We start from the raw sequence: 15,813 nt of genomic DNA, 5'->3' as shown, positions 1-15,813 counted from the left end.
GACCGGGCTGCGAACGGAATCATCACGCCTGCAAGGAACCCGCCTCATGAACCACGACGTCATCATCACCTGCGCACTCACCGGTGCTGGCGACACGACCAGCAAGAGCCCACACGTGCCGGTCACCCCGAAACAAATCGCCGCGGCCGCCGTGGAAGCCGCCAAGGCCGGCGCCACTGTCGTTCACTGCCACGTGCGTAACCCCGAAACCGGCAAATTCAGCCGTGACGTAGCGCTGTACCGCGAAGTGATGGAGCGCATCCGCGAGGCGGACGTCGACATCATCGTCAACCTCACCGCCGGCATGGGCGGCGACCTGGAAATCGGCGCGGGCGAGAACCCGATGGAGTTCGGCCCGAACACCGACCTGGTCGGCCCGCTGACCCGTCTGGCCCACGTTGAAGCGCTACTGCCGGAAATCTGCACCCTCGATTGCGGCACCCTGAACTTCGGCGACGGCGACACCATTTACGTGTCCACCCCGGCGCAACTGCGCGCTGGCGCCAAACGCATTCAAGAGCTGGGCGTGAAGGCCGAGCTGGAAATTTTCGACACCGGCCACCTGTGGTTCGCCAAGCAGATGATCAAGGAAGGCCTGCTCGACGACCCGCTGTTCCAACTGTGCCTGGGCATCCCGTGGGGTGCGCCGGCCGATACCACCACCATGAAGGCCATGGTCGACAACCTGCCGGCCAATGCGGTCTGGGCCGGCTTCGGCATCGGTCGCATGCAAATGCCGATGGCTGCGCAAGCGGTGCTGCTCGGCGGCAACGTGCGGGTCGGTCTGGAAGACAACATCTGGCTGGACAAAGGCGTACTGGCGACCAACGGCCAACTGGTCGAACGCGCCTCGGAAATCCTCAGCCGTCTCGGCGCCCGTGTTCTGACGCCGGCGGAAGGCCGGGCAAAAATGGGCCTGACCAAGCGCGGCTAAACCCCAAACACAAAACCCTGTAGGAGCGAGGCTTGCCCGCGAAGGCGGTTTTCCTGCCGCGAGAGATCCGTTGGATATACCGGCCTCTTCGCGGGCAAGCCTCGCTCCTACAGGGGTTACCGAAATTACTTTAGGACGTCGCCATGAGCTTTATCACCGAAATCAAAACCTTCGCAGCCCTGGGCAGCGGTGTCATCGGCAGCGGTTGGGTGTCTCGCGCCCTCGCCCACGGCCTCGACGTGGTGGCCTGGGACCCGGCGCCCGGTGCCGAAGCCGCGCTGCGCAAACGCGTCGCCAATGCTTGGGGCGCTTTGGAGAAACAGGGCCTTGCACCAGGCGCATCGCAGGATCGGCTGCGCTTTGTCGCAACTATTGAAGAATGCGTTCGCGACGCGGATTTCATTCAGGAAAGCGCCCCTGAGCGACTGGACCTGAAATTGGAACTGCACGCCAAGATCAGCGCGGCGGCCAAGCCCAATGCCTTGATCGGCTCCAGCACTTCTGGCCTGTTGCCGAGCGAGTTTTACGAGAGTTCGACGCACCCGGAACGTTGCGTCGTCGGCCACCCGTTCAACCCGGTTTACCTGCTGCCGTTGGTGGAAGTGGTTGGCGGAAAAAACACTGCGCCGGAAGCCGTTCAAGCGGCAATGAAAGTCTACGAATCCTTGGGCATGCGTCCGCTGCATGTGCGCAAGGAAGTACCCGGTTTTATCGCCGACCGCTTGCTCGAAGCGTTGTGGCGTGAAGCGCTGCACCTGGTCAACGACGGTGTGGCGACCACCGGTGAAATCGATGATGCGATCCGTTTTGGCGCGGGTCTGCGCTGGTCGTTCATGGGCACGTTCTTGACGTACACCCTGGCGGGTGGCGATGCGGGCATGCGGCACTTCATGGCGCAATTCGGGCCGGCGTTGCAGTTGCCATGGACGTATCTGCCAGCACCGGAACTGACCGACAAGTTGATTGATGATGTGGTTGATGGCACCAGTGATCAGTTGGGCACGCACAGCATTTCGGCGCTGGAGCGCTATCGTGATGATTGCTTGCTGGCGGTGCTGGAGGCGGTGAAAACCACCAAAGAGAAGCATGGGATGGCGTTCAGCGAGTAATGAGCCAGCAGGATCGACCCCATCGTCGGAACGCCGCCCGGAGCAAGCTCGCTCCCACAAGGACCGCGTAAAACCTGTGGGAGCGAGCTTGCTCCGGGCGGCGTTCCGACGATGGGCGCCATCCAGTCACCACACCATTTGGATCCCTCATCATGCCCACCCTCACCACCTACCAAACCAAAATCATCCCCGAATGGGTCGATTACAACGGCCACCTGCGCGACGCCTTCTACCTGCTCATCTTCAGCTACGCCACCGACGCGCTGATGGATCGTCTGGGCATGGACAGCAACAACCGCGAAGCCAGCGGCAATTCGCTGTTCACCCTCGAACTGCACCTCAATTACCTGCACGAAGTGAAGCTCGACGCCGACGTCGAAGTGCACACCCAAATCATCGGCCACGACAGCAAACGCCTGCACCTCTATCACAGCCTGCATCTGGTGGGCGACGACAAGGAGCTGGCAGGCAACGAGCAAATGCTGCTGCACGTCGACCTCGCCGGGCCGCGCTCCGCACCGTTCAGCGAAGACACTTTGAGCAAGCTGCAAGCCATCGTCGCCGAGCAAACCGACCTTCCCTCCCCCGACTACATTGGCCGAGTGATCGCGTTACCCCCTAAAAAATAACAAGGAGATCGCCATTGAACACCGCCGCCGCTTTTGCCGACTTCCGTACCTACCCGTTGATCAGCGCGTTGACCGCCGCATACACCCTGGCGGACCGAATTCAAGTGAAGTGGGCCGATAAACGTGTCAGCCCGTTTCATCATCAGTGGCTGCGGGACAACTGCCCGTGCCCGCTGTGCGTCTACACCGTAACCCGCGAGCAAGTGCTGGAAATCGTCGACGTCGCCGAAAACCTGAACCCCTCGCACATCAGCATTGATGCCGAAGGCTGCCTGCACATCGATTGGCAGGACGGCCATCTCAGCCGCTTCGATCCTGGCTGGTTACGGGCCCACGCCTACGATGACGAGTCCCGCGCTGAACGCCGGGCATCCAAGCCCAAAAGCCAGCTCTGGAACAGCAACCTGACGCTGCCGGTGTTCGACTACCAAGCGTTGATGAACGACAACGACGCCTTGCTGCAATGGCTGCTGGCCGTGCGCGATATCGGCCTGACCCAGGTCCGCGGTGTGCCCACCGAGCCGGGCTCGTTGAAGTTGATCGCCCAGCGGATTTCCTTCATCCGCGAGAGCAATTTTGGCGTGTTGTTCAACGTGCAATCCAAGGCCGATGCCGACAGCAATGCCTACACCGCTTTCAACCTGCCGCTGCATAGCGACCTGCCAACCCGGGAGTTACAACCGGGGCTGCAATTTCTGCATTGCCTGGTGAATGACGCCGAGGGTGGCGAGAGTATTTTCGTCGACGGTTTTGCCATTGCCGAAGCCTTGCGCGATGAAGATCCCGAGGCGTTCAAAAGCCTTTGCGAAATCCCCGTGGAGTTCCGCAACAAAGACCGCCACAGCGACTACCGCTGTCTCGCGCCGATCATCGCGCTGGATGCCTTTGGGCAGGTGTCGGAAATCCGCATGGCGAATTTTCTGCGTGGGCCGTTCGATGCGTCGGTCGAGCAGATGCCCGCGCTCTATCACGCCTACCGCCGCTTTATTGCGATGACCCGGGAAGCGCGATTCCGCGTGATGACGCGGCTAAACTCCGGCGAAATGTGGTGTTTCGACAACCGCCGCACCCTCCACGCCCGCAACGCCTTCGACCCCGCCACCGGCGCCCGGCATTTTCAGGGTTGCTATGTCGACCGTGATGAATTGTTGTCGCGGATCCTTGTCCTGCAGCGTTAAATCCCAGCCAAAAAAAACCCCGATCAAGCCGTGACAGGATCGGGGCAGAGGTGGGTACTGTTGAGGAGCCGTTGCGCGAGGGTGACCAAACCTTCGTGAAGCCAGCTGATCCCAGTGTGCCCACTCTCCTCCTGCGCAAGTTAGCCGAAAACGACCTGTTCATAGGTATTGCGGCCATTGCGACAAATCGTCCTTGCCGCCACTCCGTACCCCTACGAGAATCGAACCACGACACCGTTCCCTGAAGAAGGATTGCGTCATGATGCACGCCGATTTGATTGACCAGGAAGACCTGTTGGGCCAGCTCAAGGCGTTGGGATTTGCAGTACCCCCTGGCGCAACCGCCGAGCAGGCCTGCGAATGCGCGGTACGGGGTTTGAACAACGAACGGGCAATGGAACTGCGGACCATGGTCAAGCAGATGTACACCAGCAGCGCGACCATCCTGCCGGCCGTGCGCCAGGCCATCGAAAAGCAATTGCTGCCCGCGTTGGCGGAGTATCAACAGAGCCGTAGCGCCTGACCTGTGGCGAGGGGGCTTGCCCCCGTTCGGCTGCGCAGCAGTCGTAAAGCTTTTAGGGCCGCTTCGCGACCCAACGGGGGCAAGCCCCCTCGCCACAACGGTCTAGAGCCTTACGCTGGCGAACGTCGACTCATTGCGCGCCTGACTCAACGCCGACAACGGTCCGGACAACGGTGACAGCACCAGTGCTTGCGGCAGCGGCATCATCGCCACTTGTTGCGTGGTGTTGGAACCTACGCGCTCGTCACGTGGCGGAATGCCGAAGTATTCGCGGTAGCACTTGGAGAAGTGCGGCGTGGACACGAAGCCACACACCGACGCCACTTCGATGATCGACATCGGCGTTTGCTTGAGCAGCTGCCGGGCGCGGATCAAGCGCAGCTTCAGGTAATAACGCGATGGCGAGCAGTGCAGGTATTTCTGGAACAGCCGCTCCAGCTGACGTCGTGACACGGCGACATACACCGCCAGTTCGTCGAGGTCGATCGGCTCTTCCAGGTTGGCCTCCATCAGCGCGACGATTTCCTGCAACTTCGGCTGGTTGGTGCCGAGCATGTGCTTGAGCGGCACACGCTGGTGATCCTGTTCGTTGCGGATGCGCTCGTAGACAAACATTTCCGAGATCGCGGCTGACAGTTCACGGCCATGATCGCGGCTGATCAGGTGCAGCATCATGTCCAGCGGCGCGGTGCCGCCGGAGCTGGTGAAACGGTTACGGTCGAGGGTGAACAACCGGGTGCTCATGGCCACACGCGGAAACGCTTCCTGCATAGCGGCCAGGCATTCCCAGTGCACGCTGCAATCGAAACCGTCCAGCAAACCGGCGCAGGCCAGGGCCCAGCTACCGGTGCAGACCGCACCCAGACGCTTGGACTGACGCGCCTGGCTTTGCAGCCATGACACGTGTTCACGGGTAACAGTGCGTTGAATACCAATACCGCCACAGACAATGATGGTGTCCATGGGAGGCGCTTTGTGCATGGAGGCGTCGGGGGTGATCTGCAGACCGTCACTGGCCCAGACCTGACCACCGTCGACGGTCAGTGTGGTCCAGCGATACAGCTCGCGGCCGGACAGTTGGTTGGCCATGCGCAGGGGTTCTACTGCGGAGGCCAGAGAAATAAGCGTGAAATTGTCCAGCAGCAAAAAGCCGATGGATTGAGGCGCACGGTTCTGGGGTTGGGCCCCGGAGTTGAACGTCGTCATCGCGGTATCTCCTCACACAAAGCGGGTGATGGCCTCAGGCGGAGGCTCTTGTTATTGCCATCGTTCTCGCGTGGGAGACGGGCTTTGTAATGACAGAGCAAATGCCATGCCTAAAGTTGAATGGCCGTTCAATAACTCCTGAAAACGACGTCGCGGCGCGTCTATATAAGCCGCGCCGCGAGTGGGGGTTATAAGTGCCATTATCGGTGGGAGGTGCTCTGCCCCGTTGGGCGTGAGCAAATCGGTAGCACTTGTGGGAACAGGGCTACAGCGACCCGGTGAGGAGTGTCACCGCAAGCACAGGTGACAGGCGGTAATGGCCAACTTGGATCCCGGATCTCGAGGAAGTGGCTTATCTGTAAGCGACGCGCCAAAACGTGGCGCGTTTTGATTCCGGTGCTCACTTAGCGCGCAGTTTTGACTGGTCTGACGCTATCGCGAGCAAGCTCGCTCCCACACTGGATTTGCGAACGACGCAGATCAAATGTGGGAGCGAGCTTGCTCGCGATGCAGGCGACGCGGTCTCAGCACTCAACCGCGCTAACCGCCAACCCACCGCGCGATGTCTCTTTATATTTGTCATGCATGTCCGCGCCGGTATCACGCATCGTGCGGATCACCCGATCCAGCGAGATAAAGTGCTGACCGTCGCCACGCAGCGCCATCTGCGCCGCGTTGATGGCTTTCACCGCGGCAATCGCATTGCGCTCGATGCACGGCACTTGCACCAGCCCACCCACCGGGTCGCAGGTCAGGCCAAGGTTGTGTTCCAGACCGATTTCCGCCGCGTTACACAGCTGCTCCGGTGTGGCACCCAGAATCTCCGCCAGCCCGGCCGCCGCCATGGCGCAAGCCGAACCAACCTCGCCCTGGCAACCGACTTCCGCACCGGAAATCGAAGCGTTCTTTTTGCACAGAATCCCGACCGCTGCCGCACTGAGGAAATAGTCGACCACGTTGGCGTCGGTCACCACCTCGCTGAACTTCATAAAGTAGTGCAGCACCGCCGGAATGATCCCCGCCGCGCCATTGGTCGGTGCCGTCACCATGCGCCCGCCAGCCGCGTTTTCTTCGTTGACCGCCAGGGCGAACAGGTTGACCCACTCCATGGCGCTCAAGGTCGAGCCGATCACATTAGGCTTGTTCAGTTCTTGCAGGCTGCGGTGCAGTTTGGCCGCGCGACGACGCACATTCAGGCCGCCGGGCAAGATGCCTTCGTGCTTGAGGCCTTGTTCGACGCAATCCTGCATGGCGCGCCAGAGTGTCATCAGGCCGGCGCGGATTTCCTCTTCGCTGCGCCATACCTTCTCGTTGGCCATCATCAATTCGGCGACGCGCAGGTTGTGCTGCTTACAGAGGCTGAGCAGCTCGGCGGCACTGGAAAAATCGTACGGCAACACCGTGCGATCCAGGTCCACCACACCGCTGGAGGCTTGTGCTTCATCGACGACAAAACCGCCGCCGATGGAGTAGTAGGTGTCGCGATGCAGCTCGCCGTCATCACCTTCGACGATCAGCGTCATGGCGTTGGGGTGGAACGGCAGGTTCTCGTCGATCAGCCGCATGTCCCGGGCCCAGATGAACGGGACCGACAAACGACCATCGAGCAACAGCGTGTGGGTTTCGCGCAGGGTTTCGATGCGAATGCCGATTTGCGACGGATCGATCGCGTCCGGCCACTCGCCCATCAGCCCCATGATCACTGCGTTGTCGCTGCCGTGACCGATGCCGGTGGCCGATAAAGAACCATAAAGCTGAACTTCGACGCGCCGTACTTGTTCCAAAAGACCCTGCTCACGCAAACCTTGCACGAACAGCGCGGCGGCCCGCATGGGTCCCACGGTGTGCGAACTGGAAGGGCCGATGCCAATTTTGAACAGGTCGAAAACACTGATAGCCATTACTGCCGAACTCCTGGATGTGCCAACTCCAGACGCAAAAGCGCCCAGTGACGGAGCTGCTACGCTCAAGCTGCAATCCGCCGAGATGGCCGCATCATCAGGCTTTTGTCATGTCGTTCGACGTCTCACACCGACGCACTCATGCCCACTAACGCCGCGAGCGTTTTACGCAGCGTTTTCGCCGTTTTTTTGCGGATCAGAGGGTTAAAGGGGGCTGAAAAAAGCTGTAAACGACGTCACCGACACTGGATGCGACCATCCCTGTACTGGTTACGACGCACCCTGTAGGCGTCAGATTTTCACTGGTACATGATCGTATCGACTCGATTGCAAGGCGCCGTGGTAGAGATGTCTCCAAAACGCCATCCAACCGCAACCTATAAGTGCGGTGGTCCAGTCGGAACACTGCCAAAAAAAACACCCAGGAGTCCATCCATGAAAGGTTCCCCGTCGTTGTTGTTGGCCGCCATGCTGAGTCTGCCGTTATTGGCTCAAGCCGCAGAACCCGCTCAGTGCAGCACCGTAAACTTCTCCGATGTCGGCTGGACCGACATCACTGTCACCACCGCCACCACCAGCGTCGTCCTCGATGCCCTCGGCTACAAGACCAAAACCACGATGATTTCCGTACCGGTGACCTACAAGTCCCTGGCCGACGGCAAGAACATGGACGTATTCCTGGGTAACTGGATGCCAACCATGGAAAACGACATCAAGGCCTACCGCGATGCCGGCACCGTGGACACCCTGCGCGCCAACCTGGAAAACGCAAAATACACACTCGCCGTCCCCGAAGAGTTGTATAACAAAGGTCTGAAAGATTTCGCCGACATCGCCAAGTTCAAGAAAGAACTCGACGGCAAGATCTACGGTATCGAACCAGGCAACGACGGCAACCGCCTGATCCAGAGCATGATCGACAAGAACGCCTTCGGCTTGAAAGACGCCGGCTTCAAGGTGGTCGAGTCCAGCGAGGCAGGCATGCTCTCGCAAGTCGATCGCGCCCAGCGCCGCAACACCGCCGTGGTGTTCCTGGGCTGGGAACCACACCCGATGAACACGCGTTTCAAGATGAAGTACCTGACCGGCGGTGACGACTATTTCGGCCCGAACTTCGGCCAGGCAACCATCTACACCAACACCCGCAAGGGCTATGCGCAGGAATGCAGTAACGTCGGTCAGCTGCTGAAAAACCTGCAGTTCACGCTGAACATGGAAAGCACCCTGATGGGCAACGTCCTGGACGACAAAATGAAGCCTGACGCGGCCGCCAAGGCCTGGCTGAAAAAGAATCCACAGGTCCTCGATACCTGGCTCGCTGGCGTGACCACCATTGACGGTAAACCAGGCCTGGAGGCCGTGAAAGCCAAGCTCGCGCAGTAATCGCTTACGCCGGGCGAGTTCGCTCGCCCGGGCTGTTTATTTCCTTGCATGCGGACGTTCACTACCATGCTGATTGATCAGAAAATACCTTTAGGCCAGTACATCGCGGGCTTCGTTGAATGGTTGACGCAACACGGCGCCAACACCTTCGACGCAATCGCCGTGTCACTGGAAACGATGATCCACGGTGTGACTTTTGCGCTGACCTGGTTCAACCCGCTGGCATTGATCGGCCTCATCGCACTACTGGCACACTTCATTCAACGAAAGTGGGGCCTGACCGTTTTTGTCATCGCCTCCTTCCTGCTGATCCTCAATCTGGGGTACTGGCAGGAAACCATGGAAACCCTTGCCCAGGTGTTGTTCGCCACCCTGGTCTGCGTGGTCATCGGCGTGCCGTTGGGCATTGTCGCCGCGCATAAACCGATGTTTTACACACTGATGCGTCCGGTGCTCGATCTGATGCAGACCGTACCGACCTTCGTGTACCTCATTCCTACCCTGACCCTCTTCGGTCTGGGTGTGGTCCCGGGTCTGATTTCTACGGTGGTGTTCGCGATTGCCGCACCTATCCGCCTGACTTACCTGGGTATTCGCGATGTTCCCGCAGAATTGATGGACGCCGGCAAAGCCTTCGGCTGCTCGCGTCGTCAACTGCTCGCACGCATCGAACTGCCCTACGCCATGCCAAGCATCGCGGCCGGTATCACCCAGTGCATCATGCTGTCGTTGTCGATGGTGGTGATCGCGGCACTGGTAGGCGCCGACGGCCTGGGCAAACCCGTGGTCAATGCACTGAACACTGCTGATATCGCCCTGGGCTTCGAAGCGGGCCTGGCGATCGTACTGCTGGCGATCATGCTCGACCGTATCTGCAAACAACCCGAAGCCAAAGTAGGGGGTGACGCATGAGCATTATTCGCTTCGAAGACGTCGATGTAATCTTCTCCAAAGACCCGCGCGAGGCCCTGAAACTCCTCGACCAGGGCATGACCCGTGACCAGATCCTGAAAAAGACCGGGCAGATTGTTGGCGTTGAAAAGGCCAGCCTGGACGTCAAAAAGGGTGAAATCTGTGTACTGATGGGCCTGTCCGGCTCTGGCAAGTCCAGCTTGCTGCGTTGCATCAACGGCCTCAACACCGTCAGCCGCGGCAAGCTGTTCGTCGAGCACGAAGGCAAGCAGATCGACATCGCTTCCTGCACCCCGGCGGAACTGAAAATGATGCGCACCAAGCGCATTGCGATGGTGTTCCAGAAGTTCGCCCTGATGCCTTGGCTGACCGTTCGCGAGAACATCAGTTTCGGCCTCGAAATGCAGGGTCGTCCTGAGAAAGAACGCCGCAAACTGGTGGACGAGAAGCTTGAGCTGGTGGGCCTGACCCAGTGGCGCAACAAGAAGCCCGACGAGCTCTCCGGCGGCATGCAGCAACGTGTGGGCCTGGCCCGCGCGCTGGCGATGGATGCCGACATCCTGCTGATGGACGAACCGTTCTCGGCCCTCGACCCGCTGATCCGCCAAGGCCTGCAAGACGAACTGCTGGAACTGCAAAGCAAGCTGAACAAAACCATCGTATTCGTGAGCCACGACCTCGATGAAGCCCTGAAGCTCGGCAGCCGTATCGCAATCATGAAAGACGGCCGCATTGTTCAGTACAGCGTGCCGGAAGAGATCGTGTTGAACCCTGCGGACGATTACGTGCGGACCTTCGTGGCCCACACCAACCCGCTGAACGTACTGTGCGGTCGCAGCCTGATGCGCACCCTGGACAACTGCAAACGCATCAACGGTTCGGTGTGCCTGGATCCGGGCGGCGATTCGTGGCTGGACCTGGCGGAAGGCAACACCATCAAGGGCGCTCGTCAGAACGGCGCAAGCCTGGATCTGCAGAACTGGGTGCCGGGTCAAGCGGTAGAAGGGTTGGGTCGTCGGCCAACGGTAGTGGATTCGAACATCGGCATGCGCGAAGCGCTGCAGATTCGTTACCAGACCGGCAACAAACTGGTGCTGCACGACAACAACAAGGTGGTCGGGATTCTCGGGGACAGTGAGCTGTATCACGCACTGCTCGGCAAGAATCTGGGGTAAGGCAACACACACAAAAACGCCGCGAGAGGATCGCGGCGTTTTTGTTAGTGCAGATATTTGACAGTGAACACAGACCACAGTGGTGAGGGGATCTCTGTGGCGAGGGGATTTATCCCCGTTCGGCTGCGCAGCAGTCGTAAAACCGGCCAGCGCGATTCATCTGATGTACCGCGGTGTCTGGTTTGGGGCCGCTTCGCTGCCCAACGGGGATAAATCCCCTCACCACAGAAATCCCTCACCACAATAAGAGCTGCGGTGCATTCACTGCACCGCATCACCTCAAGTCTCAGCTATAGACACGGCCAAGGAGCTGCCGATGGCTTTCAAACTGATCGAGCACGTCACGGGTGATCTGATCCGAAGTGAAGCCCATCAGGTCGTAGTCCTGGCTGCCGTTGTGCAAGTACACCTCGGCGCGGTAGTAACGTGCACGCGGTTCATCAGCACTTTCAGCCGACACCGTGTCGCTCGCCGCCGCCAGATAGCCGTCCAGGCTTACTTCGTAGACAAAAGGGTTGCCCTCTTCCATCTCGATCCGCAGGCCCATGCAACGCTTGGCCTTGCCCAGCAACGTTTGCACGTCCAGACCCTTGCCACGCAATTGCACCACGGCCTCTTCCAGCGCCGGGCTGACTTGCTTGTCCATGAAACGCTGAACAATCGACTGATTCGGCTGCAAGTCCAGCTGCGTCAAACGCTCGCTGAAACCACGACGACCGCGCGCAGCCAGCTCCGCTTGCTCCTGTTCGATCTGCACGTCCTGGCGCATGGCCTTGTGCAGGCCAAACATGAAGAACACCAGCACCACCGAGAACGGCAGACCGGCGAGCACCACCATGGTTTGCATGGCTTCGAAGTTACCGGCGAACAGCAGGCCGATGGTCACCAGCGTGATCACTGCCGACCAGAAGATCCGCAGCCAGTGCGGGGCGTCTTCGTCGACGTTACCGCCCTTGCAGGAAAGGTTGGCCATCATCACCGCGCCGGAATCCGCCGGGGTCAGGAACAGCACGAAGCCGACAAAGATCGACACGCCGATCACGATTTTCGACGCCGGGTAGTGTTCAAGCAGTTGGTAGATCGCCATCGACGGCTGTTCAAGCGCCGTCTTCCCGAGCTCCACCGCCCCATGGTTCATCACCAGGTCCAGGGCCGAGTTACCGAAGATCGACAACCATGCCAGGGTGAAACCCAGTGGAATCAGCAGCACGCCGGCTACCAGTTCACGCACCGTGCGACCACGGGAAATACGCGCGATGAACATGCCGACGAATGGGGCCCAGGAAATCCACCAGGCCCAGTAGAACAGGGTCCACAGGCCCAACCAGCGGTCAGACTTCTCGCTGTCGCCTTCGTACACATAGAGGTCGAAAGTCTTCAGCACCACGCCGTTCAGGTAGTCGCCGACGTTTTGCACGAAGCCGTTAAGCAAGTGCAGGGTCGGGCCGAACAGCAACACGAAAATCAGCAGGCCACTGAACAGCACGATGTTCAGGTTGGACAGACGGCGAATACCGTTTTCCACGCCGGACACTGCCGCGATAGTTGCCACGGTGCTCATCACGATGATCACGATCAGCAGATTGGTATTGTTGTGTTCCATGCCGAACAGGTTTTCAAGCCCCGACGACACCTGCAGCGAACCAATCCCCAGGTTCGTCACCAGACCCAGCAGTGTCACGAACATGCCGAAGCCGTCCACCGCGTGACCCGCCGCGCCTTTGACCCAACGCTCACCCACCAGCGGATACAGCGCCGAACGCAACGCCAGCGGCTGGTTATGACGGTAAGCAAAGTACGCCACGGCCAGACCGACCAATGCGTAGATCGCCCAGCCATGCAGGCCCCAGTGCAGGAACGTCAGCTGAACCGCCTGACGTGCAGCGAGGTTGCTGCCGGCAACGCCTTCCGGCGGATTGAAGTAATGGTCCAGCGGCTCGGAGGCACCGAAGTACAACAGCGAAATGCCGATACCCGACGAGAACAGCATCCCCGCCCAGGCGCCGTAGCTGAAGTCAGGAGTGTCGTCCTTGCTGCCCAACTTGAGCTTGCCGTAGGACGAAAACGCCAGGCCGACCACGAAGACCAGGTAAGCGGCGATCACTACCATGTAGTACCAGCCGAAGCTGCGGGACAACCAGGCCTGGGCAATACCGAGCAATCTGCCGGCCTCTTGCGGGGCGATGATCAGAATGGCGGTCAACAACAGGATCAACGCGGTAGAGGTGTAAAACACCCAACCGTTGACCGTCACCTTCTCGGGTGGGGTCTTTATAAGAGAGGCAGAACTCATGGCACAGATGCTCCGGGCAGTGCGGGAGAAGAACACAAGGCAACGCGATACCCGACCAATCGGTTGGTTGGCAGCCGACCAGCGGGTGATATAAAGACACCCCGAAAAAAGCCCGAAGCCCGGGAGCGCCGGTGCGCGTGGGGTTCGAGCGTTTTCGGATGTCGTTTTTCCGCCAACTACACGTAGGAAAAACCTGTAGGCAGCGACGAATTGTCGCAGATCTTATTCTTTGTTGATTGAACGTTCAATCAAAACAAAATAGACTGGCCTTTAAGCCGATAGACGTTTTACGTCCGCCGGAAGGCCTAAGGAGATGTGCAAGATGCCCAAGGTCGGTATGCAACCCATCCGCCGCCAGCAGTTGATCGAAGCCACATTGCAGGCGGTAGATCAGGTCGGAATGGGGGACGCCAGCATTGCGCTGATCGCCCGTTTGGCCGGTGTCTCGAATGGCATCATCAGTCACTATTTTCAGGACAAGAACGGCCTGATCGCCGCCACGATGCGGTATCTGATGAGCGTCCTCAGCGAGAACGTCACCGCGCGCCGCCAAGCGCTGGCAGATGACAGCCCACGGGAGCATCTGCAGGTGATTATCGAAGGCAACTTCGACGCCAGCCAGGTCAATGGCCCGGCAATGAAAACCTGGCTGGCCTTCTGGGCCACCAGCATGCACCAGCCGTCATTGCACAGGTTGCAGCGGATCAACGATCACCGTCTGTATTCCAACCTGTGCTGCCAGTTCCGCCGTGTATTGCCGCTTGATCAAGCGCGCAGTGCAGCCCGAGGTCTGGCAGCCCTCATTGACGGTTTGTGGTTGCGCGGCGCGCTGTCGGGAGATGCTTTCGACACCGGGCAGGCGCAACAGATCGCTTACGAATACATGGATTTCCAATTGGCCAAGCAGGTGAGTTAGAGCACACATAAAACGCTCAGCCCCTGAACTGCTGCTGATCGGTGTTGCCACAACCATATGGCATCACCCCAGTGGCCTACGCCAACCACTTATGCACTTGCGAGGACACTATGGCCCGTTTCGAACTGCAAAAACTTTACATCGATGGCGGTTACTCCGACGCCAGCAGCGACGCCACCTTCGAAGCCATCAACCCGGCAAACGGTGAAGTCCTCGCAACCGTACAACGTGCGACCAAGGACGACGTTGAGCGCGCGGTGGTCAGCGCCGAAAAAGGTCAGAAAATCTGGGCCGCCATGACCGCCATGGAGCGTTCGCGCATCCTGCGTCGTGCCGTCGACATCCTGCGCGAGCGCAACGATGAACTGGCCGCTCTGGAAACCCTGGACACCGGCAAGTCGTTCTCCGAAACCAAGTACGTCGACATCGTCACCGGCGCTGACGTGCTGGAGTACTACGCAGGTCTGGTTCCGGCCATCGAAGGCGAGCAAATCCCGCTGCGCACCACTTCTTTCGTCTACACCCGTCGCGAGCCGTTGGGCGTCGTAGCCGGTATCGGCGCGTGGAACTACCCGATCCAGATCGCCCTGTGGAAATCCGCCCCTGCCCTGGCGGCCGGTAACGCGATGATCTTCAAGCCTAGCGAAGTCACTTCCCTGACCACGCTGAAACTGGCCGAGATCTACACCGAAGCCGGCGTTCCGGCTGGCGTGTTCAACGTGCTGACCGGCAGCGGCCGTGAAGTCGGCACCTGGCTGACCGAACACCCACGCATCGAAAAAATCTCCTTCACCGGCGGCACCGACACCGGCAAGAAGGTCATGGCCAGCGCTTCCGCTTCGTCGCTGAAAGACGTGACCATGGAACTGGGCGGCAAATCCCCGCTGATCATCTTCGACGACGCCGACCTCGATCGCGCCGCCGACACCGCCATGATGGCCAACTTCTACAGCTCCGGTCAGGTCTGCACCAACGGCACTCGCGTGTTCGTGCCGAGCCACCTGAAAGCCGCTTTCGAAGCCAAGATCGTTGAGCGCGTTGCGCGCATCCGCGTCGGCAACCCGCAAGACGAGAACACCAACTTCGGTCCTCTGGTCAGCTTCGCCCACATGGAAAGCGTGCTGGGTTACATCGCCAAAGGTAAGGAAGAAGGCGCTCGCGTTCTGTGCGGCGGCAGCCGTCTGACCGAAGGCGAATTCGCCAAAGGCGCGTTCGTGGCACCGACCGTGTTCACCGACTGCACCGACGAGATGACCATCGTTCGCGAAGAAATCTTCGGCCCGGTGATGAGCATCCTGACCTACGAAACTGAAGAAGAAGTGATCCGTCGCGCCAACGACACCGACTTCGGCCTGGCCGCTGGCGTCGTCACCAAAGACCTGAACCGCGCTCACCGCGTGATTCATCAACTGGAAGCCGGTATCTGCTGGATCAACGCCTGGGGCGAATCCGACGCCAAGATGCCGGTTGGCGGCTACAAGCAGTCGGGCGTGGGTCGTGAGAACGGCATCAGCTCGCTGAACAACTTCACACGCATCAAATCGGTACAGGTCGAACTGGGCGATTACGCCTCGGTTTTCTAAGCCCCGGCTGAAAACTCTGTAGCAGCTGCCGAGGCACGAGGCTGCGTTGCGTGTCCGCAGGACCGCCCCCA

The 15,813-nt window shown here is 59.7% G+C and carries 13 protein-coding genes; 10 read left to right on the top strand and 3 right to left on the bottom strand.

Translation table 11 applies throughout. The features are described from left to right. The first annotated feature begins 46 nt into the window (after window positions 1-46). The 5 genes from MO767_RS18945 to MO767_RS18925 all read left to right on the top strand — a co-directional run bounded on the left by MO767_RS18945 (window position 47) and on the right by MO767_RS18925 (window position 4,373). Window positions 47-934 (top strand): 3-keto-5-aminohexanoate cleavage protein, encoded by an 888-nt coding sequence (locus MO767_RS18945; protein ID WP_282481751.1) that lies wholly within the window; start codon window positions 47-49, stop codon window positions 932-934. A 143-nt stretch (window positions 935-1,077) separates the two neighbouring features. After that, window positions 1,078-2,043 (top strand): L-carnitine dehydrogenase, encoded by a 966-nt coding sequence (locus tag MO767_RS18940; protein ID WP_102614905.1) that lies wholly within the window; start codon window positions 1,078-1,080, stop codon window positions 2,041-2,043. Between the two features lie 152 nt (window positions 2,044-2,195). Beyond that, window positions 2,196-2,672: a thioesterase family protein gene (locus MO767_RS18935; RefSeq protein ID WP_282481750.1), complete on the top strand. Its 477-nt coding sequence runs from the start codon at window positions 2,196-2,198 to the stop codon at window positions 2,670-2,672. A gap of 14 nt (window positions 2,673-2,686) precedes the next feature. Beyond that, entirely contained in the window at window positions 2,687-3,850 is a 1,164-nt protein-coding gene (locus MO767_RS18930) for a gamma-butyrobetaine dioxygenase (protein ID WP_282481749.1), read from the top strand. A 259-nt stretch (window positions 3,851-4,109) separates the two neighbouring features. Further along, window positions 4,110-4,373: a hypothetical protein gene (locus MO767_RS18925; RefSeq protein WP_282481748.1), complete on the top strand. Its 264-nt coding sequence runs from the start codon at window positions 4,110-4,112 to the stop codon at window positions 4,371-4,373. Window positions 4,374-4,475: 102 nt separating this feature from the next. Here the strand turns inward: MO767_RS18925 and MO767_RS18920 are convergent, their stop codons facing one another. Further along, window positions 4,476-5,579, bottom strand: a complete 1,104-nt coding sequence (locus MO767_RS18920; RefSeq protein WP_123368585.1) for a GlxA family transcriptional regulator — start codon at window positions 5,577-5,579, stop codon at window positions 4,476-4,478. A 524-nt stretch (window positions 5,580-6,103) separates the two neighbouring features. Beyond that, entirely contained in the window at window positions 6,104-7,480 is a 1,377-nt protein-coding gene (locus MO767_RS18915; protein ID WP_046045295.1) for an L-serine ammonia-lyase, read from the bottom strand. A gap of 435 nt (window positions 7,481-7,915) precedes the next feature. On the opposite strand from MO767_RS18915, the gene MO767_RS18910 reads away from it, so the two are divergent. The 3 genes from MO767_RS18910 to choV all read left to right on the top strand — a co-directional run bounded on the left by MO767_RS18910 (window position 7,916) and on the right by choV (window position 10,950). Then, window positions 7,916-8,863: a choline ABC transporter substrate-binding protein gene (locus MO767_RS18910; RefSeq protein ID WP_046045294.1), complete on the top strand. Its 948-nt coding sequence runs from the start codon at window positions 7,916-7,918 to the stop codon at window positions 8,861-8,863. A 66-nt stretch (window positions 8,864-8,929) separates the two neighbouring features. Beyond that, on the top strand, window positions 8,930-9,775 hold the full coding sequence (gene choW, locus MO767_RS18905; RefSeq protein ID WP_282380591.1) for a choline ABC transporter permease subunit: 846 nt from the start codon (window positions 8,930-8,932) through the stop codon (window positions 9,773-9,775). Next, window positions 9,772-10,950, top strand: a complete 1,179-nt coding sequence (gene choV, locus MO767_RS18900) for a choline ABC transporter ATP-binding protein (protein ID WP_282481747.1) — start codon at window positions 9,772-9,774, stop codon at window positions 10,948-10,950. The genes choW and choV overlap by 4 nt, the downstream gene beginning before the upstream one ends. Before the next feature lie 286 nt (window positions 10,951-11,236). Here the strand turns inward: choV and MO767_RS18895 are convergent, their stop codons facing one another. Beyond that, window positions 11,237-13,186 carry a BCCT family transporter gene (locus tag MO767_RS18895; protein ID WP_282481853.1) on the bottom strand — a complete coding sequence of 650 codons (1,950 nt, stop codon included), beginning with the start codon at window positions 13,184-13,186 and terminating at the stop codon, window positions 11,237-11,239. Window positions 13,187-13,565: 379 nt separating this feature from the next. Between MO767_RS18895 and betI the strand changes: the two genes are divergently transcribed. Together betI and betB are read left to right on the top strand one after the other, a co-directional pair. Then, a complete protein-coding gene (gene betI / locus MO767_RS18890) occupies window positions 13,566-14,159 on the top strand; it encodes a transcriptional regulator BetI (protein WP_282481746.1) in 594 nt (197 codons plus the stop codon). Between the two features lie 110 nt (window positions 14,160-14,269). Next, window positions 14,270-15,742 (top strand): betaine-aldehyde dehydrogenase, encoded by a 1,473-nt coding sequence (betB, locus tag MO767_RS18885; RefSeq protein ID WP_282481745.1) that lies wholly within the window; start codon window positions 14,270-14,272, stop codon window positions 15,740-15,742. Window positions 15,743-15,813: the final 71 nt, after the last annotated feature.

Source organism: Pseudomonas sp. UYIF39 (assembly GCF_029963765.1).
Classification (GTDB): Bacteria; Pseudomonadota; Gammaproteobacteria; order Pseudomonadales; family Pseudomonadaceae; genus Aquipseudomonas.
This window is presented reverse-complemented; position numbering and strand designations above follow the sequence as displayed.